Raw genomic sequence first — 21,948 nt, forward strand, 5'->3', positions numbered from 1 at the left:
CGCCGTGCCCGCGATGCACCCTTAACGGGCCACATCGAGGAGCTCGGCGGTCGCCTCCCACAGGCGTGCCTCTCGGCCCGGATCAATTGCGACCGGCTTAACCTCTTGCTCTTCGTCTTTGAGGACGAAGGCGCCGTCGCGCAGGTGCGCCCACCGCTGATCGAGGGCGATCGACGCGAGCAGTGGGCCGGAGCGGACCGGCGATGAGACCCCGGGAATCTTTTGCGCGATGCGCCCAACTCGTTGAGCGGCAGGACCGTTCGCTCTGCTCAAACCGGTGCCCGGCATGAATCCCGGCTCGAAGACAATCGTGTTGATGCCCTGGGGGGCCCGGCGCTGCAACTCGTGTGCGTAATACATCAGCGCCAACTTTGAATCGGAGTAGGCGGTCCAGGACAACTCGGCCGTCGCTGGCGTGCCAGTAGCGGTGGGCCGGGCCAGCTCGATCGGATCACGCCACCGAGCCGGGGGCACGTGCAACAACCGGCGAAAGATGTTCTGGTGATAGGTGTTCGAACCCAGGAGCACGACGCGCGCCGGCGCCGCCAACGAGCCGAGCAGATCACCGATCAGTTGCGCATGTGCGAGGTAGTACACGGCGAAGGTGAGTTCATAGCCATCCGCCGAGGCGCAATGCGTGTCGGCGACCGTGAGGCCCGCGTTGGCGACCAGTGCACGCAGGGGGCGCACCGCGCCGCAGTCCAGTAGTTCCTTGGTTTGCTGCGCCACGGCGCGTACGTCTGAGAGCCGGGCGAGGTCGCAGCCGATCTCGTATACCGTCGCGCCCGCCGCCCGGGCCTCGTCGACCGCGTCGGTCAAGCGTTGTCCTGGCCTGCCGACCAACAGCAGGTCGGGGCGCCGGGCGGCAGGCCGATTCGCGAACGCCAGCGCCGCGGACCTGCCCAGTCCGCCCGTCGGCCCGGTGAGCAACACGGTTCCGGGAGCAATCGAAGTCATGCCCCGAGTCTCGGCCAACGTCGGAGTCTCAGGCAGCCGTCCGGTTGTCATAGGACTGCCGGGGCCACCACAAGCCCTTTTCCCGGGCTGCCGGCGTCGCGCACAGTAGAGGGGTGGACACATGGGAATTCGGCCGCCGGGTGCGTCAGTGGCGCGACCGCGTTACACCTGCGGCCGTGGGTGTTCCCGTCGGCGGGCGCCGTCGCGCGGTCGGGCTGCGTCGCGAAGAGCTAGCCGCTCTCGCAGGAATCTCCGTCGACTACCTGACCAGGCTCGAACAGGGTCGGGCGACCTCGCCCTCGGCGCAGGTCGTCGAGGCGCTCGTGCGCGCGCTGCGCGTCTCGGATGCCGAGCGTGACCTGCTGTTCCGGTTGGCCGGGCAGGTGGCTCCGGGCCACGACGTCGTCTCGTCGCGCATTTCGCCGAGCGTCCAGCGCATGCTCGACCGGCTGGCGCACACGCCCGTCGCCGTCTACGACGCCACCTGGACCCTGCTGATCGCCAACGCGCCGTATGACGCGCTGATGGGTCCGACGACCACATGGCGGGGGATCGAACGCAATGGTGTGTGGCGCAATTTGATTGGTACCGGAACCCGGGCTAGGCAGACCGCTGAAGAACGTGCCGCACTGCAGGCGGGGCTGGTCGCTGACCTGCGTGTGACGGCGTCGCGATATCCCGCCGACGAGCGGTTGAAGCAGTTGATCCGCGAGCTGCGCGCTCAAAGCCCCCGGTTCGTGGAACTCTGGAACGCCGGATCCCCGGTACTTCACCAAGACGTCGGTCGGCGCAAAGTCATCGACCACCCGGACGTCGGCCGTATCGCCTTGGACTGCGACACGCTCGTCGTCGCCGGAGACGACCTGCGCATCATGATCTTCACCGCCGAACCCGGCACCGAAGACGCCGAGCGCCTCGGGCTTGCCGTCGTGCTGGGCACTCAGGCATTCGCCGAATAAATCCCACGATGCAGGCGGCACGCGCTGCATCTCAGGAATCGGCATTGACATTTGAAGTCGCCGTTGCATATTATCCCGTATAACGGATTTATCAATCCGTATCGCAGGAGTTGAGGTGAAATCGTGGGTACGGGCCTGTTCAGCGTGGAGGACAAGTCGATCCTGATCACCGGCGCCACCGGATCGCTCGGCAGCGCGGCGGCCCGGGCACTGAGCGAGGCGGGGGCGCGGCTCACGCTCGCCGGCGGCAACGCCGCGCGGCTCGCGGAATTGGGTGTCGAGGACGCTGTCACCGTCGCCCGCCGGCCTGACACCCCGGATGATGCCCGTGTGATGGTCGACGCGGCCGTCGCGGCGCGCGGCCGGCTCGATGGCGTGCTCGTCGCCTCCGGCATGAACCACGTCCAGCCGATCACCGAGATGGCGGTCAACGACTTCGACGACGTGATGCGGGCCAACGCGCGCGGCGCCTGGCTGGTATGTCAGGCCGCCGGGCGCGTGCTGCTGCAACAAGGCGGGGGAGGCAGCGTTGTGCTGGTGTCGTCGGTGCGCGGCAGTCTGGGGCATCCCGCCGGCTACAGCGCCTACTGTCCATCCAAGGCCGCGACCGATCTGCTGGCTAAATCCCTTGCGGCCGAATGGGGTCCGCAGCAGATCAGGGTCAATGCGCTGGCCCCGACGGTGTTCCGGTCGGAGCTGACCGAATGGATGTACGCCGACGACGAGAGGGGACGCGAAACCCGCGAGGCGATGTTCGCGCGAATCCCGTTGCGCCGCTTCGCCGAACCCGCCGACTTCGTCGGCGCGCTGATCTATCTGCTCAGCGACGCGTCGAGCTTCTACACCGGTCAGGTGATGTATCTGGACGGCGGCTACACCGCATGCTGACGGAGGAGGAATGGAAGTGAGTTATTCGTGGCCCCTCGGCGAGGCCGAGTCCAAGCTGGAGTTCTACGACCTGTCGCACCCGTGGGGTCACGGCGTGCCGGCGTGGCCGTACTTCGAGGACGTCAAGATCGAACGCCTGCACACCATGGCCAAAAGCCGGGTGCTCACCCAAAAGATCACCACCGTCATGCATTCCGGCACGCACATCGATGCGCCCGGGCACGTGATCGAGGGCAAGCCGTTGCTGGACGAGATTCCGTTGAGCGCCTTCTTCGGCACCGGCGTGGTGGTGTCTATCCCCAAGAACAAATGGGAGGTCGTCACCGCCGAGGACCTGGAGAACGCCACACCCCGGATCCGGCCCGGCGACATCGTCATCGTCAACACCGGCTGGCACCACACGTACGCCGACAGCGCCGAGTACTACGCCTACTCGCCCGGCTTCTACAAGGAGGCCGGCGAATGGTTCGCCGCCAAGGGCGTCAAGGCCGTCGGCACCGACACCCAGGCGCTCGACCACCCGTTGGCCACCGCTATCGCCCCGCATGGCCCGGCCGAACACACCGGCGGCCTATTGCCTTGGGCGGTAAGGGAATACGAGGAGCAGACCGGGCACAACGTGCTTGACGACTTCCCGGAGTGGGAGCCGTGCCACCGGGCGATCCTGTCCAAGGGCATCTACGGTTTCGAAAACGTCGGCGGCGACCTCGACAAGGTCACCGGAAAGCGTGTCACCTTCGCCGCCTTCCCGTGGCGCTGGGTCGGCGGCGACGGCTGCATCGTGCGGCTGGTGGCGATCGTCGACCCGACCGGAAGCTATCGCCTCGAAACCGGCCGGGCCGCGTGATGAGCGTCGTCGCGGACGACGCCCGCGGCGGGGGAATACAGGTCATTGCCCGCGCCGCCGAGATGCTGCGGCTGTTGCAGGCGCACCCCGATGGGCTCAACCAGGCCGAGATTGGTGAGCGGTTGGGCATGCCGCGCTCGACGGTGAGCCGGATCCTGAACGCGCTCGACGACGAGGGCCTGGTGGCCGCGCGCGCGGCGCGGGGCCGCTACCGGCTTGGCCCCGAGATCGCCCGCATGTCGGCCACCGTGCGCCGCAGTGTCGTCATCGACGTCCACCCGTTCATGGAGGAGCTGTCGCGCGAGCTGGAGGAGACCGTCGACCTGTCGATCCTCGACGAGGACCGCGCGACGTTTGTCGATCAGGTCGTCTCACCGCACCGGCTGCGCGCGATCAGCGCCGTCGGCGAGTCGTTCCCGCTGCACTGCTGCGCCAACGGCAAGGCGTTGCTGGCCAGCCTGCCGGACGCCGAGCGGGTGCGGGCGGTGCCGAGCCGGCTCGCTCGGCTCACCGCGAACACCATCACGACGCCGGCTGCGCTGCGCAAGGAGCTCGAGCAGGTGCGCGCCGATGGTGTCGCCTACGACCGGGAGGAGCAGACCGAGGGCATCTGCGCGGTCGGCGCGGTTTTGAAGCATGTGTCCGAACAGCCGGTCGCGGTCAGCGTGCCAGTGCCGGCGCAGCGGTTTTATCGCCGCGAGGCCGAGCTCGCCGACGCGCTGCGGGGCTGGGCGGCGAAGGTCGACGCCTGGTTCGCGGCATCGGGTGGTTAGAAGACGCGCAGGCCATCCGGGCACTGGCGGGTCGAGGGCACGGCTGCGGTAGGCTGTCGACCTGCTGCCGGTGGACTCATCGGCGCGCGGGCTGTGGCGCAGTTTGGTAGCGCACTTGACTGGGGGTCAAGTGGTCGCAGGTTCAAATCCTGTCAGCCCGACCAGAGTTCTTGCAGGTGAGCGTGAGATCTAAGTTGGCCGTGGACCGGGGTTTCTCCTACGCCCAGGGCGGCATCGAGGGGATCCCCGCCCGTGTCCACGGGCTGTGCACGCGCACCTGCCGGCTCTCTTCGCGACGCAGAATGTCCGCGTCAGCTGAGCCGCTCAAGCCTGTTGCGCGGACCCAGCAAGCCATGCCGAGACGAACGCGTTGAGATCCTCGGCGCGGTGGCTGAGAAGCCCCTTCACTGTTCGAGTCTCCTCGTCTGCGAGCACCTCGTGGGCACCGTGAGCAATGCCGTCGTAAGCCTGCTCCACAACGCTGGCCGGGCTCACCTTCGGCATATTCCAATCGGCTGACATTGCCGTGTCGATCAATCCGACCATCAGGCCGGTCACCGCGGTGCCTTGAGGTGCCAGTTCAGCGCGGATCGCGTTGGTGGCTGACCACGCCGCCGCCTTGGACGCGGCATAAGCGGACGGGACGGGCGTCCACGCCGAAAGGGACAATACGTTGAGGATGCTGCCGCCACCTTTCGCGGCCAAAACGGGCGCGAAAGCCCTGGTGACTCGAACCGTTCCGAAGTAGTTGGTCTCGAAGATGCCCCGTGCGATCTCCTCGTCGCCGGTGAGCACGGAAAGGGCATCGGAGGGCGCGATCGCGGCGTTGTTGATCAGGATATCGACGTCAGGCGCGGCTGCGGCCGCCGCGGCGACGGACACTGCGTCGGTGAGGTCGAGTGTGATCGGGACGACGCGGGCGTCCTCCCACGCGCGTGGCGTGCGGGCGGCGGCGTAGACGCGACGGGCTCCACGGGTCAGGCCCTGACGGACGAATTCCTGTCCGAGCCCGCCGTTGGCCCCTGTCACGAGAATCGTTCTACCGTCGAGTTGCTCGCTCATCATCGCTCCCTGGACTTGGTTGCCTCGGATGGTCCCGACTTCTACAAAGTGGGCAGTTTCCCCACTTATTCCGTTACGCACCCGCCAAGCCTGGCTGTACGAGGAAAAGGCGGCCGTCGTTGTCACGACGTCTGCGCAACTGGACGGAGATCGGGCGCTGCCGCCGGAGCGGGCCCGACATGGTTTTGTGGTGCCGGAGTCCAGTCAGAACTGATGAAAGACAGGTGAATTCGGATGCCGCTCGACCGGTGGTCTTCATTGCGGCGCGGTCGTCGTCGCGGATTGGTCGCGCGTTGTGCGGTATCTCGGTGCCCAGCGCACCAGCTGGATCAGCCGGCGCACCCGATGATTCGTCGGCTATTGGTCGAGGAACTTTTGGCGGTCGACTGTGACGCGATCGATTTCACCGCGAGCAACAAGCTGTCCTGAATCATCGATCGCCTTGACTTCGAAGGTCAGACGTCGTCCGTCGACCGGCGAAGGTGCCTCGGCCGTGACCTCTACGGTGCCGCCCACGTGAGTCGCCCGCCGGTGCTCGATGCGCACCGCGGTGCCGACGGTCGTCTGGCCGGGACCGATGAAAGGCGCAGCGGCCTGCACCGTGGCCGCTTCCAGCCACGCAATCAGCCGTGGAGTCGCGAGCACCGGGACGTCGCCGCTGCCGACCTGCGCGGCGGTGTCGGCGTCGGTCACTTGGTAGCGCATCACCACACGCTATCGCGCGCGGGAATGTGTGCGGGCCGACGCGCGCCGAATTCCGGTGCGGCCCCGGGGCTAAGTTCGCGCCCCACCGACCGAATCTGACTGCGCGCCAGCGCCTTCCGATCACCTCCCAGGTCGCCGATGTTGCCGAGGGCGTGATCCGATCGTTACGTCCCGGTGGACCGTAAGGGACTTTCGGCCCTATTTCCTCCATCCTGGGGTGTGTGATCTTAATGTAACTGTATGACACATATACGTGGTCCGTGGCGGCCGCGATAGATAACTGAGAGGGTTCCGTGGCCAAGGATCTGACTAACTTTCAGCTAATGAGTGAACTCGAACCGGTGGTGGAAACCCTGCTCAACCGCCACCTCGCGATGTTCAAGGAATGGAATCCGCACGATTACGTACCCTGGTCGGAGGGCAGGAACTTCTATGCGCTGGACGGCCAGGACTGGGAGCCCGAGCAGACCCACCTTCCCGATGTCGCCCAGGTCGCGATGGTCCAAAACCTGTTGACCGAGGACAACTTACCGTCCTATCACCGCGAGATCGCGATGAACTTCAGCATGGACGGCCCGTGGGGTCAGTGGGTGAATCGCTGGACCGCCGAAGAGACCAGGCACAGCATCGCGCTGCGCGACTATCTGGTGGTCACCCGCTCCGTCGATCCGGTGGAGCTCGAAAAGCTCCGCGTGGAGCAAATGACGAGAGGCTTCAGTCCCGGGCAGAACCGACAGGGTGATTTGTTTGCGGAGAGTTTATTCGACGCGGTCATGTATGTCTCGTTTCAAGAATTGGCGACCCGCGTCTCGCACCGCAACACAGGCAAGGTCAGTAACGACCCGATCGCAGAGCAGTTGATGGCGAGGGTGTCGCACGACGAGAACCTGCACATGATCTTCTACCGGGACGTCAGCGCGGCGGGCCTGGACATCGCGCCCAATCAGGCGATGAAATCCGTGCACCGCATCCTGCGCAACTTCAAGATGCCCGGGTTCACGGTGCCGGAGTTTCGGCGCAAGGCGGTCATCATCGCCGTCGGCGGTGTCTACGACCCGCGCATCCATCTCAACGAAGTGGTCATGCCGGTGCTCAAGAAGTGGCGCATCTTCGAACGCGAGGACTTCACCGGCGAGGCGGCACGGATGCGCGACGATCTCGCCCTGCTGGTCAAGGAACTCGAGGACGCCTCCGACAAGTTCGACGAATCCAAGCATCGCTACCTGGAGCGCGAGGCTCGCAAGACCGAGAAGATCACCGCCCGCAGGGTGCTGCAAACGAAGGGCACGCTGACGCTGAGCGGGCACTGAGGCCGTGGTGGCCGGTGCCGCCGGCTGCGGGTGTGGCATGAATGCCGTTAGGCACCCATACAGATTTGAATCACTTCGTCGATCACCCGTAGGGGGGACGGCCGATCGGCTGATCGCGTCTAGCTTCGTCTCAGCTCTACCGAGGAGAAGCCATGGGCGACACAGCAGATCCGACGGATCATTTCCGCACCACGTGTCAACATGCCGGCGAATTCTTCATCGACCGACTCTGTTGGCCTGGGCTGATGGGAATAGCGCTGGGCGCCGCGTCATCGGTCGGCGGCGTGGCCGCCGCAGCGTACAGACACCAGGATTGGATGCTGACGCTGGTTGTGATCGGTGTACCCGCGATCTTGGGTGGCCTGGTCTGGCTCGTGCTCGAGCATCGCCGGGTGATGAAGAGCGAAAGCCGTTGGCTTGCTCTGTATTCCACGCGTCATCCGGGAGTGGCGCTCGACAAGCACCGCACCAGTTAGGAGAACTGACGCACCCAGTCAAACCATTTCGACATGCCTTCGCCGGTGCGCGCGCTCAGCGGGAGAATTGTGGCCGTCGAATTCACCTGTCGGACATGGTCGATGTAGGTGTTGACGTCGGCGTCGAGGTGAGGGACCAGGTCGATCTTGTTGAGCAGCACGATGTCCACCGATCGGAACATGACGGGATATTTCAATGGTTTGTCTTCGCCCTCGGTGACCGAGTAAACCATCGCCTTGGCGTGCTCGCCGACGTCGAATTCGGCCGGGCAGACCAGGTTGCCGACATTCTCGATGATGACCAGGTCCAGGTCTGCCAGGTGGAGCCCCTGCAGGGCGCGGTTGACCATCGGGGCGTCCAGGTGGCACTCGCCGCCGAACCCGTTGCTGGTGTTGAGCAGTGACACCTGCGCGCCGCGCCCGGCGAGTTTGGCCGCGTCGAGGTCTGTGGCGATGTCGCCCTCGATCACCCCGACGGCCAGTTCGCCGGCCAGCGCGTCCAGCGTTGCCGCCAGGATGGTGGTCTTACCGGATCCCGGCGAGCTCATCAGGTTGAGGGCGCGCACACCATGGGCCTCGAACGCGCGCCGGTTGACGTCAGCCCTGGAGTCGTTCTCGGCGAAGATCGACTCCAGGACGTCGATGCGCTGTGAACCGGTGGCATAGCCACTGTGGTCGCCGTGCTCGTGGTGGTCGTGATCGTGATCGTGCCGGTGCACCGTGCCGTCATCGTGGCGGTGAAATCGTCCCATTCACTTGACCTTTCGCGACTCGGCCTGATAATCAAAGCCCTCGGACACCTCGACTGACGTGACCAGAAATTCGTTACCGCGCAACACGTCAACGTCTGCGCTCTGGCACGAAGGGCAGCACACCGACCACCGGGACGTGATCAGCGCGCGCTCCGTGCAGTCACGGCAGAACACCTCAGCGGGCACGAGTTCGAGTTCGAGCACGGTGTCGACCATGTTCTCGTCCAGATGCTGGCACACCAACGACCAGCAGAACTCCAGCGATTCCGGCACCACCTGGCGCAGCGCGCCGACCTGTACCCGGACGACGTCGACGTGACGCCCCACCGCGTGGGGCTTGACCACACCAGCGATGGCATGGCACAACGAAAGCTCGTGCACTACACCATGCTGCCTCGCTCGGCTCAACGGTGTCGCGAAAACTGTGTGCGGAAAAACGCAGACTTGTGTGCGAAATTGTGATTGTGGGCACATTTGGTCCCGGTCTAGCCTGAGGGTGACCGCCCGTGCCGCCAGCCCACCAGGCACGGGGGTCCATGCTTCTCGGGAGGCTCGTGAAAGGCAGTCGGCGTAGCGCAGTGACGAGCGTGCGGTTGCGGCTCGACATCGCAGGCGTAGTCCAAGGTGTTGGATTTCGGCCCGCTGTCGCCCGTATCGCCGCAGGTCACGGACTCGCTGGCTGCGTGTACAACGATTCCGGCGCAGTGCACTGTGAGTTCGAGGGGGCACCAGAAGCCGTCGAAGCGGCGGTATCGGCGCTCAGCGCCGACCATCCGCCGATGGCGCGCATCGATTCCATCGCAGCCAGCCGGCTACGTCCGAAAGGCGAATCCGGATTCCGGATCGTTGCCAGTCGAGCAGACGATGACCGCCGCACGCTGGTGCCTCCGGACATCGCCAGCTGCGCCGATTGCTTGCGTGAATTGCGCGACCCCGGCGATCGTCGCTATGGGCACCCGTTCATCACGTGCACCAACTGCGGCCCGCGCTACACGGTGATCACCGACTTGCCGTATGACCGGCCGTCGACGACCATGGCGCGGTTCCCGATGTGCATGGCGTGCTCGGCGGAGTACCACGACCCCACCGATCGGCGCTTCCACGCGCAAACGATTGCCTGCACCGAGTGCGGGCCGACCTTGTCCTGGCGGGGCCCCGGCGCAGGCCTCGATCCGCTCGGGGCCGCCGCGCAGGCAGTCGAGGACGGCCACATCGTCGCGATCAAGGGCATCGGCGGATTCCATCTCGCCTGCCGGGCGGACAATGCCACGACGGTTGCCGAACTGCGTCACCGAAAGGGCAGGCCCGCTAAACCCTTCGCGGTGATGGTCGCCAACCTCGCCGCGGCGCGACGCCTCTGTCACGTCGGCGCGGCTGCGGCGGAGCTGCTGCAGTCACCGGCCGCGCCGATCGTCCTACTGCCCGCCCGCGACGATTTGGTATTGACCGGCGTCGCACCCGGTTTGTCGGAGATCGGTGTGCTGTTGGCTTACTCGCCGGTGCACCACTTGCTGTTCGATCGTTTGGGACCGGTCCCACTGGTAATGACCTCTGCCAACGACAACGGTTCTCCGATCGTCTTCCGCGATTGCGATCTGTCCTGGATCGATGGATTGGCTGACGCGGTGCTCACCCACGACCGACCCATCCATGTGCCGTGCGAGGACTCGGTCCTCACCGTTGACGGCGAGGGCGCCGTGGTGCCGATCCGGCGTTCCCGCGGCTACACGCCGCTTCCGGTATCCGCACCCGCAGCGGCGGCGGCGAGCACGATCCTGGCAACCGGTGGGGACCTCAAGACCACTTTCTGTCTGTTGTCATCTCACGGGCATGCGCACATGTCGCCGCATCTTGGTGACATGGCCGACCCGCGCACCCAGAGCTGCTTCGAATCGGCCGCACAACACCTGGCCTTCATGACCGACTGCCGACCGCGGCTGATCGCTTGCGATTCACATCCGGCCTATGCCACGACCCGCTGGGCGAAGCGACAAGACCTGCCTGTGTTGCAGGTGCAACACCACCATGCTCACGCGGTGTCGCTGATGGCCGAACACGGCCGGCTCGGCTCGCCGATGCTGGCGGTCGCGTTCGACGGCACTGGCTACGGAGCCGACGGCACCATTTGGGGCGGCGAACTCCTGATGGTCACTGACCCGGCTACCTTCACTCGGGTCGCGCACCTCAAGGAATTCGCGTTACCGGGCGGTGACGACGCGGTACGCCACCCCGCTAGGATCGCGCTGGACCTGCTGCACCGCGCAGGGATCGAATGGTCGCCGGACATTCCGGCGGTTGGAAGCCTCAGCAAGCAAGCGAGACATATTCTCGGACAACAGATTCCCCGTGGCATTGGATGCGTCGAGACCAGCAGCATGGGCCGCTTGTTCGACGCGGTGGCCAGTCTGCTCGGCGTACGTCAGGAGGTCACCTACGAGGGGCAGGCGGCCGTCGAACTCGAGCACCTGGCACGCCGGGGTGAACCGGCGCCGATGGATTTCGAGGTCATCGCGGGCGTCCTGGACCCGACGCCGTTGATCACCGAGTTGGTGCGGGGTCTGCGCGCCGGCACGGCGACGGCCGACCTGGCCGCGGGCTTTCACGCCGCCGTCATCAGGGCCACCGCACAGGCGGTGAGCCGCGCCGCGGCAGACATCGGCACCGTCGGGCTGACGGGCGGTGTGTTCGTCAACCGAGTGTTGCGCGATGGGCTCCGTAAGGAACTGCGAGGCAAAGGTTTCGAGGTGCTCACCCACACGGTTTTACCGTGCAACGATGGCGGTCTGGCGCTGGGCCAGGCCGTGATCGCCGCACACCGGCACGAAAGGGGGGCATAGCATATGTGTCTCGGAATTCCCGGCAAGGTCGTCGACACCTGGGATGAGGCGGGGACTCGGATGTGTACCGTCGACTTCGGTGGCACCACCAAGACCGTGTGTCTGGCATACCTGCCGGACATGCAGATCGGCGAATACACCATCGTGCACGCCGGTTTCGCGATCACCAGGCTGGACGAGGCGTCGGCGCAGGAGACGTTGCAGATGTTCCACGATCTCGGCGTGCTCGATGAGGAATTGGCCGGCGAGGAAGGCCAGGGGAGGAGGGAACCCGCATGAAGTACCTGGACGAGTTTCGCGACCCGGCAGCCGCTCACGCCTTGGTCAGCCACATCAAAAAGCGTGTCACCAAGAAGTGGACCCTCATGGAAGTCTGCGGCGGGCAGACACATTCGATCATCCGCAACGGTATAGACCAATTGCTGGACGGTGCGGTGGAATTCATTCACGGCCCCGGGTGCCCGGTCTGTGTGACGCCGCTCGAGATGATTGACCGTGCGCTCGAAATCGCCATGCGTGACGACGTTATCTTTTGTTCCTTCGGTGACATGCTGCGCGTGCCGGGCAGCAGTCAGGATCTCTTTGGTGTACGGGCCCGAGGTGGCGACGTCCGAATCGTCTACTCCCCGTTGGACGCCACCCGGGTGGCGGCTGACAACCCGGACAAGCAGGTGGTGTTCTTCGGAGTCGGCTTCGAGACCACGGCGCCGGCCAACGCGATGGCCGTGGTACACGCGCAACGGCTCGGGCTGACCAACTTTTCCATGCTGGTGTCGCACGTGCTGGTCCCGCCGGCCATGACGGCCATCCTGAGCTCGCCGACCAATCGGGTCGAGGCGTTTCTGGCGGCCGGGCATGTTTGCACGGTCATGGGCACCGCTGAATACGGGCCGCTGGTCGACGAATTCCAGATCCCCATCGTCGTCACCGGTTTCGAACCGTTGGACCTGCTCGAAGGCGTCCGCCAGGCCGTCGATCTGCTGGAGGCGGGCACGCCGCTGCTGCGCAACGCGTATCCGCGGGCGGTGACGGCCACGGGCAACGCTGTCGCGCAGCAGACCCTCGCGGACGTCTTCGTGGTGACCGATCGGCAGTGGCGGGGCATCGGCATGATCCCGAAGTCGGGATGGACGTTGTCGCCACGCTACGCACAGTTCGATGCCGACTTGAAGTTCGGCGTCGGGCAGCTGCGCGTGTCCGAGTCGGCGGAATGCCGCAGTGGGGAAGTGCTGCAGGGTCTGCTGAAACCGAACGAGTGCCCGGCATTCGGGACATCCTGCACGCCGCGCACGCCACTGGGCGCCACCATGGTGTCCAGCGAGGGCGCCTGCGCCGCCTATTACCAATTCCGGCGCTTGGAAGCTGCCGCTCATGCCTGAGTCGCCGGTCGCCGTCGACCCGGCTGACTGGGTGTGCCCGCTGCCGCTGCGCGAGACGAAACGCATCGTGCTGGGCCACGGTGGCGGGGGCGTGCTCTCCGAGGAACTGATCGAAAACCTGTTCCTGCCCGCGTTCGGCGGCGCAGCGGGTCCCGCCCGCGATTCGGCGCTGGTGGACCTGAAAATGGGCATCGCCGGCGGGCGGGTCGCGCTAACCACCGATTCCTACGTTGTGCAACCGCTGTTCTTTCCCGGCGGAAACATCGGCGACCTGGCGGTCAACGGAACGATCAACGACTTGGCTTGTAGCGGAGCGCGGCCCATCGCGTTGACCGCCGGGTTCATCTTGGAGGAAGGACTCGAGCTGGATGTGCTCGGCGCTGTCGCCGAGACCATGGGCAAGGCTGCCGCCAACGCCGGCGTCGGTATCGTCACCGGCGACACCAAGGTGGTTGCGCGCGGTGGTGCGGACCAGCTTTTCGTCAATACCGCGGGAATCGGGGTCGTGCCTGCCGGTATCCACGTCGGGCCCGAGCGGGTGCGCGTCGGTGACCACATCATCGTGTCGGGAAATCTGGGCGAGCACGGGGTCGCCATCATGAGCGTGCGGGAGGGCATCGACTTCGGCACCGTCGTGATCACCGACAGCGTCGCGCTGCACCTCTTGGTCGCCGACATGCTCGATGCCGCCGGCGCCGAGGTGCACGCCCTGCGCGATCCGACCCGCGGTGGTCTAGTCGCCGCGGTCGTCGAGATCGCCCGTGCGGCATCGGTCGGTATCGAACTCGATCAGGCGAAAATCCCTATCCCCGAGACGGTTTCGTCGGCGTGTTCATTTCTCGGGCTGGACCCACTGCAGGTGGCCAACGAAGGCAAGATGGTGGCGTTCGTCGATCCGGGTCACAGCGAAGCGGTGCTGGCCGCGATCCGCTCGCGCCCCGAGGGAGCGAACGCCGCGATCATCGGCCGAGTAGTTGCCGAGCACCCCGGCATGGTGGTGGGCAAGACTCCCTTCGGCACCACGCAGGTGATTGAACGTCAACTGGGCGAACAACTTCCGCGCATCTGCTAGGTCCGGGCCGCCCACCAGTTCCGGAGCAGGGTCTGACAGTCGCCGGCCCGGAGTTGTCGCGGCGTATCAAAGCCGGACAGTACCGCCGCCGCGCCGGGGAAGTCTTGGTCGGCGGTGTGGCCGTTGGTCACCACCAGGGTGGCCAGTCCCGCGGCTCGAGCCGCCCGCAATCCGATCGCTGAATCCTCAACCGCCAGTGCTGCTTCAGCGGGCAACGCAAGCGCCTCGAGTGTCTTAAGGTAGGCCTCGGGGCGCGGTTTCAGCCGATCCACATCGTCGCCGGTGACGATCACCTCGGCAAGTCCCGAGCCGACGACGTGGCGGACCAAGGGTTCGACCCAGCGCCGACGACCGGTTGTCGCGATGCCTATGCGAACGCCGGAGTCGGCAAGATCCGTGATGAGCTCGGCAAGCCCGGCCCGGCCGGAGATCTCTCCGTTGAGAATGCGGTCGGTGAACAGTGCCGTCTTGGTCCGGTGTATGTCGTAGGCCAGGTCACGGCTGTCACCGGTGATGCGGGCACGTGCCGACCCGTGCGCCGGGGTTGATGAGGCGGTCGGAGTGGCCATCGACAACCAGGCCAAGGTGGTGGACCTCGTGTGGCAACCGGCCGCGATTGGAATCGAATTGGCGCAGGTGCGCCAGGGGGGCGTTGTCGGTGATGCTGTTGACGGCCACCGCCTCGATGTCGGCTGCCGGGCTCCCCGGGCCGTGCTCCTGCTGGGCCTGTGCAGCCCGGTGGAAGTTGTGTCCGATGCGACCGAAGTCGCCGATACCTAACCGGACAGTCACGTGATGTCCTTTTCCGCCAATGGTCGCGTCAGATCGGGTTGCACGGTTCGGCACAGCCGGGCGTCGGCGACACGCTACGGGCGGTCCTTGCCCGCGGGTACCCCCGGATGGGGGAGATGAAAGCGTAACTGCTGGAACGGATTGCAGCCGCGATGCGCGGTATAGGCCGAACCGTTGCGTAGGCCGGTTTTCCTGTTGGGGGATTCATCGCGTGCTTTCGGCGGGTGACCACTTTTCTTCGATGCGGGCGTATCGCCAGACCAGCAGTGCGGTTGCCCAGGTGAATAGGAACAGGCCGACGACGATGAAGCCGAGGGTGTTGAGGTCCAGGCTGGCCAGCCAGTCCCAGAACGGGCCTTGCCAGCCCAGTTGGCCCGCGAATAGGTCGAGCAGTTCGACGCTGCCGATGAGCAGCGCGACTGCGATCGACAGGCCGGTGATGGCGATGTTGTAGTAGATCTTGCGCACTGGGTTGGACAGGGCCCAGCCGTAGGCGAAGTTCATGAACGAGCCGTCGATGGTGTCCAGCAGGCACATACCGGCGGTGAACAGCACGGGCAGGCACATGATGGCATACCAGGGCAGTCCGGCTGCGGCGCTGGTGCCGGCCAGTACCAGTAGTGCGATCTCGGTGGCGGTGTCAAAACCCAGGCCGAACAGCAATCCGATCGGATAGCAATGCCAGGAGCGGGTGATCGATCGGGTGAAGCGGCCGAGGGCCCGGTTGAGTAGGCCGCGATTGTTCAGATGCTGTTCGAGTTCGGCGGCCATGGTTTGGGAGTCGTAGTCGCCGCGGCGCAACCGGACAAAGGCCCGCAGGATTCCGATCAGCACCATCAGATTGAGGATGGCGATCACGTAGAGGAACACGCCCGAGACGCTGGTGCCGATCAGGCCGGTGTAGTGGTGCAGCGCCGAGGAATCGTCTTCGACCGGTCCGATGATCGCCCTGACCCCGGTTGCCAGCAGTACCGCGAGTGCGAATACGACGGTGGAGTGGCCCAGCGAGAAGAAGAACCCGACGGCTAGGGGGCGTTGCCCGTCGCTCATCAGCTTGCGGGTGGTGTTGTCGATGGCGGCGATGTGGTCGGCGTCGAATGCGTGCCGCAGGCCCAGGGTGTAGGCCGTCACCCCGATGCCGATGCCAAACGCTTTGCCGCCCAGGCTGAGCCGGGCGGGATCAACAATCAGCAGCAGGATGCCCCAGCCGATGACGTGCAGGGCGACGATCAGTGCCAGCATCACCGCAAGGCGTCGCCACTCCGGCCGCGTCAGGGCGATCCGGAATCCAGGGCGCACCGGGTAGCCCCGTTCAACGGCATCACCAACCACAAAGCGGCTCCTTCGGCGCGGCTTGCAAACCAGTGCTGGGAAAGCTAGCGCCGACGTCGAGTTGGTGCAAGCGACTTGCAGGAGATCGCCCGGTGGCATTACGAGCGGACCATCAGCCATTTTGTACATCGACCGCAAGCGAGCATTTCAACTTCTGTGAAGTCCGCGGGTCGGTCCTGACAGTGTGGTTTCCCCCGTTCCTTCACCCGATGGGTGATGCGTCGCGCACGGCGGCGTCGATACATTCATCGCCCCGACGACCGGCAGTTGTCCGGAACAGGAGCGTGGTGATGCCCGACCGGAGGCTGGTGGGTCCGCTCGAGCGCTGCGTGATGAAGCAGTTGTGGAGCGGGGCTGAGCCGCAGACCGTACGTAAAGTTCACCTCGCGATTTCCATGAGGCGCAATCTCGCCTACACCACGGTGATGACGGTCCTGCGCCGACTTGCTGAAAAAGGCCTCGTCGTCCAATACCGCAATGGTCGTGCGTACCGCTATGCCGCGGTGCATGGCCTCGATGAGTTTGTCGCCGAGTCGATGCTGGCCGCGCTTGATGAGATTGCCGATGCAACGGGCCGGTGCGCCGCCCTGGCGCACTTCGTCGACAGCGCCGGAGCAGACAACGTGCAGTTGCTTCGGCAGGCACTCGAAACGTTGCAGACCGACGTCGATGGGTCTCGGCGGGTCTCGCTAAAGCAGCTTGGTCGGCTGGCCCTGCTCTAGGTGGCGCCGCCGATGAACTCCTTGACGAGCAATTGGAGACGGTCGGAGTCGTGGGTGCGCCGCAGCCGCCCGGTTCGGCCAAGCGTGACCAATCCGTGCAGGGCGGCCCAGAAGACCTCGGTGCGGGTGTCGGCGTCTTGTTCGCCCGCGACCCTGCTGACTCCCCGACGCAACGCGGCGAAGGCCGCCGTCAGCTCGGGTGCTGTGTCATCGGCGGCGAAGCGCAGGGTGGTCGCGCGGGTGAACATCGCGTCATAGACCCCCGGGTTGGCGCGGGCGAAATCCAGATACGCCTGGGCGGTCCGGGTCAGGATGTCATCGGCTGCGTCGGAGTGGGCGGCCCCGATCGCTTCGGCGAGTTCGGCGAACCCGTCGAGCGCGACGGCGTCGGCGATCTGATCCATGCCGGAAAAGTGCTTGTACAGAACGGGTTGGCTGTACTCGATCTCGGTGGACAGCCGGCGAGTAGTGACGGCGTCCCAGCCCTCGGCCTCGGCCACCTTGCGGGCGGTTCCGATGATCAGCCGCCGGCGTTCGGCCCGTTCGCGTTCACGACGATCCGCTGTGGACATCAGCGAAGAATATCATAGCTAGTAATGCTAGCAACGCTATTAACGCGCTCCGCGGTGCTGGGTTAGCGTTGCTAACACCTACGAACGAACGGAGCTACGGCATGAACCTGGAGGACGTCACCCGCATCGCCGCACTGAGCGCGGTGCTGGGTACCGCAGTGGTTTACGGCACCGACGTGTTCTGCGCGATGGTGCTGCGACCGGCGTTGGCGTTGGTGGACGACCACGCCATGGTCGCGGTGACGGGAAACGTGCATCGCTACGGCGACCGGCGCATGCCGCTTCCGGGCGTGCTCGGAATCGCCGGCGCCGCGCTGACGATCATGCTGGCGGTGGTCGGCGCACACTGGTCGCAGGCCGTCGCGGAGGGAGCCGCCCTGGCCCTACTGCTGGTCTGGCTCGTTCTCTACACACAAGTGAGCGCGCCGATCAATCGCCAGTTGACCGCGGCGGCCGAAGCGAGCCGGTCGCTGCCGAATGGGCTTGCGCTGCAAGCGAAGTGGTGCTCGATCATCGATGCCCGCGCGACGCTGCAAGGCCTGGCCGTGGCCGCTCTGTGCTCCGTGCTGATCGTCTGACACGAATCACGCTGTAAGGGAAAAAAATTACGATGTTTCAGTTCAGGATCTACACCCTGCGGTCGCCGGAAGCATCGCAGCGGTATGCCACAGTGCACTGGGCGCGGCACCTCTCCACCTTCGAGGCGTTCGGGGTCACCACCCACGGCGTGTGGACCGACCGTGGCGCGAACCGGCTCGTCGCGATGATCGGCTACCCACCGCGCGCCGATCCCGAAGAACTCACTCGGCACATCATGGCCAGTCCGGAATTCGCCGCCGACATGGCCGGCTTCGACGCCGGCGACATCGTCGACGTCCAGACGACACTGCTTGACCCGACGCCGTTTTCATCGATCCGCTAACCCCCAGGAGTATCGACATGACCATCACCACCACCATCGGTTACGTCCTCGCCGGCCTGCTCGCGGCCGCCATCGTCTTCATCGGCGCACGCTTTCTGGTCGCGCCGCGCGTTGCCGCCGCCGACTACGGCGTGCTGCCCGATCTCGACCAGTCGGGCGCGGGCGCTTACCCGAGCGCAAAGGGTGTACGCGACATCGCCACCGGGCTGTTCGTCATCATTCTGATGGTCGCCGGCGCGACCCATCTAGTCGGCTGGCTAATGTTGGCCGCGACCATCATTCCGATCGTCGACGCAACCATCGTGCTGCGCAACGGCGGAACCAAATCGGTCGCCTGGGGAGTCCACGGCGCTACCGCTGCGGTCATGCTGGTGACGACCGCCCTGCTGCTGGTGTCCCGATGAGTGCGGCGCGCGACTCAGGGGAAAGCCCGTCAGTCGCCGCGGCCCTGACCCACTCGCCGTTACGTGTGCCCTGGACCGGCTGCTCTACGGCTGGTTGAGGGCGCACCGCGACGGGCCCGACAGCGGGGAGATCGTCTTTCCCAACGGCTATGGGGCCGACGCCGGCGTGATCGTCAGCGCGGCCGCCCACCTTCTTCTCACGCTTCTGGCGACTGCCGCGCTGGCGGTCGGCTGCGAGGTGTGTTGGCGGGACGGTATAGCCAGGGGTGCAGATGCTGATCGCGGGTGCGGTAGGCGTCGATGGATTTGCGGTGGCGCAGGTTGTCATCGATGTCGTCTAGTCCGTTGAGAAGCAGTTGGCGGGGCCGTTCATCAATGGGGAAGGAGCGCCAGGGCCCTCCAGTAGCGCGCACGCGGCGGTGTTCGAGGTCGATCTCTGCTTTTGGTGGTTGGGCGGCGTCGATGTGTAGTTCGGCGACCAGAAGGGCGTGTTCGGCTGGTGGGAGGGCCAACGGCAGGATGGTGTTGCGGTAGCAGTTGGCGGCGAAGATGGACCCGAAGCTGGGGGCGATGATGGCTTTGATGCCGAATCCGTGTAATGCCCACACGGCGGATTCTCGGGAGCTGCCGCAACCGAAGTTTTCGCCGGTGAGAAGTATTGTCGCGGTCCGGTAATCTGTCTGGTTCAGGATGAAATCTGTTCGTTCGCAACCGGTCTCGTCGTATCGCCAGTTGCCGAACAGGATTGATTCGTAGCCGGTCTTGCCTAGGCCCGCCACCTGCAGGCGGGAGGGCGCGATGACATCTGTGTCGATGTTGTCGCGCAGCAGTGGCGCGACCACGCCGGTGACGTGTCTTAGTGATCGGTCGGTCATGGCAGGGTCCTGGGATCGGTGATGTGTCCGGTGAGTGCGGAGGCGGCAACGGTGGCGGGGCTGGCCAGGTGTGTGCGTACGCCGGGGCCTTGGCGGCCTTCGAAGTTTCTGTTGGTGGAGCTGATTACGCGTGCGCCGGTCGGGAAGCCTTCGCCGCCGCCGAAGAAGCACAAACCGCAGCCTGATTCGCGCCACTGAAAGCCGGCATCGATAAAGATGCGGTCGATGCCCTCGGCTTCGGCAGCGTGCTTGACCGCGGTTGACCCAGGGATGCAGATGGCGGTGACTCCGTCGGCGACGTGGCGTCCGGCCAGCAGTGACGCTGCGGCTTGTAGATCGGAAAGCCTGGCGTTAGTACAGGATCCGATGAAGGCAGCGTCGATGGGTACGGTGGTCATCGGTGTGCCGGGTGTCAGGCCGACGTAGGCAAGCGCCTTTGCGCCTCCGGCGGAATCGGGCAGGGTGTCGGGATGCGGTACCGATGCGTCGATGCCAACGCAGTGCTGGGGGCTGGTGCCCCAGGTGATCTGAGGTGCCAAGGCGGTGACGTCGATGTCCACGGTGCGGTCGAAGCGGGCCCCGTCGTCGGTGCCCAGCGCCAACCATTGCCGGGCGGCGCGCTGCCAGTCGTTACCGGTAAGTGCTTGTGGCCGGGTCTTGAGGTAGTCCAGGGTGATGGCATCTGGTGAGACGATGCCAGTGAACGCCGCGGCTTCGACGGCCATGTTGCACAGCGTCATTCGGCCTTCGATGGGCAGCGATTCGACGGTCGGCCCGGTGTATTCGATGGCGTAGCCGGTGGCGCCGGCGGCGCCGATGGTCGCGATGAGCGCCAAAATCAGGTCTTTGGCGTAGACGCCGTCGGCGAGCGATCCGGTCAAGCGGGCCTGCAGGGTCTTGGGCCGTTTGACGGCCAGTGTTTGGGAGGCCAGGGCGGTCTCGCAGGAGCTCACGCCCACGCCCCAGGCCAGCGCCCCGAGCGCTCCGTTGGTGCCGGTGTGGCTGTCGGAGCAGACCATCGTCATGCCGGGCAGCACTAGTCCCTGCTCGGGGAACGTGACGTGACAAATTCCTTGGCGGTCGTCGCCGAGGTCAAAGACCGGTATCCCTGCCTCTGCGGCGGTAGCTCGGAATCCCTCGATAAATTTCTGACCGTCGGGCTGGGGGCTGGCGTCGGTGCGTCCGGGCCGGGTGTCCACCGAATGGTCTATGGTGCCGAAGACGGTGTGCGGGTCGAAGACTTGTCGGTGATCGTCGTGCAGGCTGGTCAGGGCGAACGCGCCGCTCTTTTCGTGCAGGAAGACCCGGTCGATGTAGAGCAGCGCAGTGTCGGCATCGAGTTGGGATACCACGTGGGCGTCCCAGATCTTGTCGAAGACCGTGCGCGGTTGTGGCGCCATCACCGCCTCCCCTCGTTGGGCACGAGGTCGGCGAGGTAGCGCTGCTCGAGCTCGGCAACGCGCGACGTGCCGACGAGGCCGTGTACGTCGGCGAAGCTGGCCGTGCGCAGACCCAGATTCCACGTCCCGTCGTCTTCACGAATCTGCTTGAGGGCGTCGGTGATACCTGTGACCGCGGCGGCCAACAGAGCGCCGGGCAGACTGACCCGGGCCACGCCGAGTGTCTGCAGTTCGCTGAACGTCAGATGGGTCGGCGACTTGCCGCCTTCGACGATGTTGATCCCTACCGGCCCGTCGATGCCTGCAACGGCGGCGACGATCTCCTCTCGCGCGTGCAATCCCTCCACGAACACCAGCGTCGCGCCGGCATCGAGATAGGCGTTGCCGCGCTTGATCGCACCGTCAATGCCTTCCACAGCCAGCGAGTCGGTTCGGGCGGTGATAACGAAGTCCGGGTTATAGCGGGCATCGGCGGCGGCCCGAATCTTGGCCACGGCCTCGTCGAGGTCGATGACGTGTTTGCCGTCGAGGTGACCGCACCGTTTGGGCATGACCTGGTCTTCTAAGTTGACCCCCGCCAGGCCGTGGCGTTCGAAGGTCTGCACCGTGAAGAACGTGTTGACTGCGTTGCCGAATCCGGTATCGGCATCCCCGACCACGGGAATGTCGACCGATCGGGCGATCACGCCGCACGCGCCGGCCATCTCGGCCAAGGAGGCGATCGAGTAGTCCGGCACGCCGTAGTGCACCGCGGCGATCCCCAGGCCACTGCACTGCAGCGCACTAAACCCGGCTTGCTGAGCCAGCTTAGCGCTGATCGGGTCGTACACGCCGGGCATCACGACTAGATCGGGCCCGAGGAACAGTTCTTTGAGCCGGGACGGCTTGTCATCTACCGGAGTCATCTTCATC

General features: G+C 65.5%; 26 protein-coding genes and 1 tRNA gene. 15 read left to right on the forward strand and 12 right to left on the reverse strand.

Annotation, left to right across the window (positions count from 1 at the left end):
• Nucleotides 1-21: 21 nt before the first annotated feature.
• On the reverse strand, nt 22-957 hold the full coding sequence (locus MSG_RS11775; protein WP_096439809.1) for an SDR family NAD(P)-dependent oxidoreductase: 936 nt from the start codon (nt 955-957) through the stop codon (nt 22-24).
• Between the two features lie 113 nt (nt 958-1,070).
• Here MSG_RS11775 and MSG_RS11780 point away from each other — a divergent pair, with 113 nt between their 5' ends.
• The 5 genes from MSG_RS11780 (at nt 1,071) to MSG_RS11800 (ending at nt 4,588) form a co-directional block, all read left to right on the forward strand.
• The gene (locus tag MSG_RS11780) at nt 1,071-1,916 is read left to right on the forward strand and encodes a helix-turn-helix transcriptional regulator (protein WP_096439811.1); all 846 of its coding nucleotides are present in this window, start codon (nt 1,071-1,073) and stop codon (nt 1,914-1,916) included.
• A gap of 120 nt (nt 1,917-2,036) precedes the next feature.
• Nucleotides 2,037-2,804 carry an SDR family NAD(P)-dependent oxidoreductase gene (locus MSG_RS11785; protein ID WP_096439813.1) on the forward strand — a complete coding sequence of 256 codons (768 nt, stop codon included), beginning with the start codon at nt 2,037-2,039 and terminating at the stop codon, nt 2,802-2,804.
• Nucleotides 2,805-2,820: 16 nt separating this feature from the next.
• Nucleotides 2,821-3,651 carry a cyclase family protein gene (locus MSG_RS11790; protein WP_096444384.1) on the forward strand — a complete coding sequence of 277 codons (831 nt, stop codon included), beginning with the start codon at nt 2,821-2,823 and terminating at the stop codon, nt 3,649-3,651.
• Nucleotides 3,651-4,424: an IclR family transcriptional regulator gene (locus MSG_RS11795; RefSeq protein WP_096439815.1), complete on the forward strand. Its 774-nt coding sequence runs from the start codon at nt 3,651-3,653 to the stop codon at nt 4,422-4,424. Before MSG_RS11790 ends, MSG_RS11795 begins: the two co-directional genes overlap by 1 nt.
• Before the next feature lie 87 nt (nt 4,425-4,511).
• A tRNA-Pro gene (locus MSG_RS11800) sits at nt 4,512-4,588 on the forward strand.
• Between the two features lie 160 nt (nt 4,589-4,748).
• Here the strand turns inward: MSG_RS11800 and MSG_RS11805 are convergent.
• Nucleotides 4,749-5,486, reverse strand: a complete 738-nt coding sequence (locus MSG_RS11805) for an SDR family oxidoreductase (protein ID WP_096439817.1) — start codon at nt 5,484-5,486, stop codon at nt 4,749-4,751.
• 357 nt (nt 5,487-5,843) lie between these two features.
• The gene (locus tag MSG_RS11810; protein WP_096444386.1) at nt 5,844-6,191 is read right to left on the reverse strand and encodes a thioesterase family protein; all 348 of its coding nucleotides are present in this window, start codon (nt 6,189-6,191) and stop codon (nt 5,844-5,846) included.
• 293 nt (nt 6,192-6,484) lie between these two features.
• On the opposite strand from MSG_RS11810, the gene MSG_RS11815 reads away from it, so the two are divergent.
• On the forward strand, nt 6,485-7,501 hold the full coding sequence (locus MSG_RS11815) for an acyl-ACP desaturase (protein ID WP_162899195.1): 1,017 nt from the start codon (nt 6,485-6,487) through the stop codon (nt 7,499-7,501).
• Between the two features lie 152 nt (nt 7,502-7,653).
• Complete coding sequence (usfY, locus tag MSG_RS11820; RefSeq protein WP_096439821.1) at nt 7,654-7,977, forward strand: protein UsfY; 324 nt, start codon at nt 7,654-7,656, stop codon at nt 7,975-7,977.
• Here the strand turns inward: usfY and hypB are convergent.
• Entirely contained in the window at nt 7,974-8,729 is a 756-nt protein-coding gene (gene hypB / locus MSG_RS11825) for a hydrogenase nickel incorporation protein HypB (RefSeq protein ID WP_096439823.1), read from the reverse strand. The two genes, usfY and hypB, sit on opposite strands and share 4 nt — an antisense overlap.
• The gene (locus MSG_RS11830) at nt 8,730-9,110 is read right to left on the reverse strand and encodes a hydrogenase maturation nickel metallochaperone HypA (RefSeq protein WP_096439825.1); all 381 of its coding nucleotides are present in this window, start codon (nt 9,108-9,110) and stop codon (nt 8,730-8,732) included. It lies immediately after the preceding gene.
• Nucleotides 9,111-9,265: 155 nt separating this feature from the next.
• Here MSG_RS11830 and hypF point away from each other — a divergent pair, with 155 nt between their 5' ends.
• Genes hypF through hypE form a run of 4 tightly spaced genes read left to right on the forward strand, consistent with a single transcriptional unit; the run spans nt 9,266 to nt 14,017 of the window.
• Nucleotides 9,266-11,566, forward strand: coding sequence for a carbamoyltransferase HypF (gene hypF / locus MSG_RS11835; protein WP_096439828.1), 2,301 nt, complete (start codon nt 9,266-9,268; stop codon nt 11,564-11,566).
• Between the two features lie 3 nt (nt 11,567-11,569).
• Nucleotides 11,570-11,845: a HypC/HybG/HupF family hydrogenase formation chaperone gene (locus MSG_RS11840; RefSeq protein WP_096439830.1), complete on the forward strand. Its 276-nt coding sequence runs from the start codon at nt 11,570-11,572 to the stop codon at nt 11,843-11,845.
• Nucleotides 11,842-12,945: a hydrogenase formation protein HypD gene (gene hypD / locus MSG_RS11845; RefSeq protein ID WP_096439832.1), complete on the forward strand. Its 1,104-nt coding sequence runs from the start codon at nt 11,842-11,844 to the stop codon at nt 12,943-12,945. The genes MSG_RS11840 and hypD overlap by 4 nt, the downstream gene beginning before the upstream one ends.
• Nucleotides 12,938-14,017 carry a hydrogenase expression/formation protein HypE gene (gene hypE / locus MSG_RS11850; RefSeq protein ID WP_096439834.1) on the forward strand — a complete coding sequence of 360 codons (1,080 nt, stop codon included), beginning with the start codon at nt 12,938-12,940 and terminating at the stop codon, nt 14,015-14,017. Before hypD ends, hypE begins: the two co-directional genes overlap by 8 nt.
• Here the strand turns inward: hypE and MSG_RS11855 are convergent.
• The 3 genes from MSG_RS11855 to nicT all read right to left on the reverse strand — a co-directional run bounded on the left by MSG_RS11855 (nt 14,014) and on the right by nicT (nt 16,141).
• Nucleotides 14,014-14,586 carry an HAD-IA family hydrolase gene (locus MSG_RS11855; RefSeq protein WP_096439836.1) on the reverse strand — a complete coding sequence of 191 codons (573 nt, stop codon included), beginning with the start codon at nt 14,584-14,586 and terminating at the stop codon, nt 14,014-14,016. The two genes, hypE and MSG_RS11855, sit on opposite strands and share 4 nt — an antisense overlap.
• The gene (locus MSG_RS26140) at nt 14,522-14,863 is read right to left on the reverse strand and encodes a glyceraldehyde 3-phosphate dehydrogenase NAD-binding domain-containing protein (protein WP_408632019.1); all 342 of its coding nucleotides are present in this window, start codon (nt 14,861-14,863) and stop codon (nt 14,522-14,524) included. The genes MSG_RS11855 and MSG_RS26140 overlap by 65 nt, the downstream gene beginning before the upstream one ends.
• 150 nt (nt 14,864-15,013) lie before the next feature.
• Entirely contained in the window at nt 15,014-16,141 is a 1,128-nt protein-coding gene (gene nicT, locus MSG_RS11865; protein ID WP_232011222.1) for a Nickel transporter NicT, read from the reverse strand.
• Nucleotides 16,142-16,431: 290 nt separating this feature from the next.
• Between nicT and MSG_RS11870 the strand changes: the two genes are divergently transcribed.
• A complete protein-coding gene (locus tag MSG_RS11870) occupies nt 16,432-16,863 on the forward strand; it encodes a BlaI/MecI/CopY family transcriptional regulator (protein WP_096444388.1) in 432 nt (143 codons plus the stop codon).
• Here the strand turns inward: MSG_RS11870 and MSG_RS11875 are convergent.
• A complete protein-coding gene (locus MSG_RS11875; protein WP_096439842.1) occupies nt 16,860-17,435 on the reverse strand; it encodes a TetR-like C-terminal domain-containing protein in 576 nt (191 codons plus the stop codon). The genes MSG_RS11870 and MSG_RS11875 overlap by 4 nt on opposite strands.
• A 101-nt stretch (nt 17,436-17,536) precedes the next feature.
• Between MSG_RS11875 and MSG_RS11880 the strand changes: the two genes are divergently transcribed.
• The 3 genes from MSG_RS11880 to MSG_RS11890 are packed head-to-tail and all read left to right on the forward strand — an operon-like array spanning nt 17,537 to nt 18,761.
• Nucleotides 17,537-18,013, forward strand: a complete 477-nt coding sequence (locus tag MSG_RS11880) for a DUF1772 domain-containing protein (RefSeq protein WP_096439844.1) — start codon at nt 17,537-17,539, stop codon at nt 18,011-18,013.
• 32 nt (nt 18,014-18,045) lie between these two features.
• Nucleotides 18,046-18,357 (forward strand): NIPSNAP family protein, encoded by a 312-nt coding sequence (locus MSG_RS11885; RefSeq protein ID WP_096439846.1) that lies wholly within the window; start codon nt 18,046-18,048, stop codon nt 18,355-18,357.
• Nucleotides 18,358-18,374: 17 nt separating this feature from the next.
• Nucleotides 18,375-18,761, forward strand: coding sequence for a DUF4267 domain-containing protein (locus MSG_RS11890; protein ID WP_096439848.1), 387 nt, complete (start codon nt 18,375-18,377; stop codon nt 18,759-18,761).
• A gap of 197 nt (nt 18,762-18,958) precedes the next feature.
• Here MSG_RS11890 and leuD read toward each other — a convergent pair whose 3' ends face one another.
• The 3 genes from leuD to MSG_RS11910 are packed head-to-tail and all read right to left on the reverse strand — an operon-like array spanning nt 18,959 to nt 21,941.
• Nucleotides 18,959-19,636: a 3-isopropylmalate dehydratase small subunit gene (leuD, locus tag MSG_RS11900; RefSeq protein ID WP_096439850.1), complete on the reverse strand. Its 678-nt coding sequence runs from the start codon at nt 19,634-19,636 to the stop codon at nt 18,959-18,961.
• Nucleotides 19,633-21,036, reverse strand: a complete 1,404-nt coding sequence (locus MSG_RS11905; protein ID WP_096439852.1) for a 3-isopropylmalate dehydratase large subunit — start codon at nt 21,034-21,036, stop codon at nt 19,633-19,635. The genes leuD and MSG_RS11905 overlap by 4 nt, the downstream gene beginning before the upstream one ends.
• A complete protein-coding gene (locus MSG_RS11910; RefSeq protein WP_232011224.1) occupies nt 21,036-21,941 on the reverse strand; it encodes an isocitrate lyase/PEP mutase family protein in 906 nt (301 codons plus the stop codon). The genes MSG_RS11905 and MSG_RS11910 overlap by 1 nt, the downstream gene beginning before the upstream one ends.
• Nucleotides 21,942-21,948: the final 7 nt, after the last annotated feature.

The organism is Mycobacterium shigaense, from assembly GCF_002356315.1.
In the GTDB taxonomy this organism is placed as follows: Bacteria; Actinomycetota; Actinomycetes; order Mycobacteriales; family Mycobacteriaceae; genus Mycobacterium; species Mycobacterium shigaense.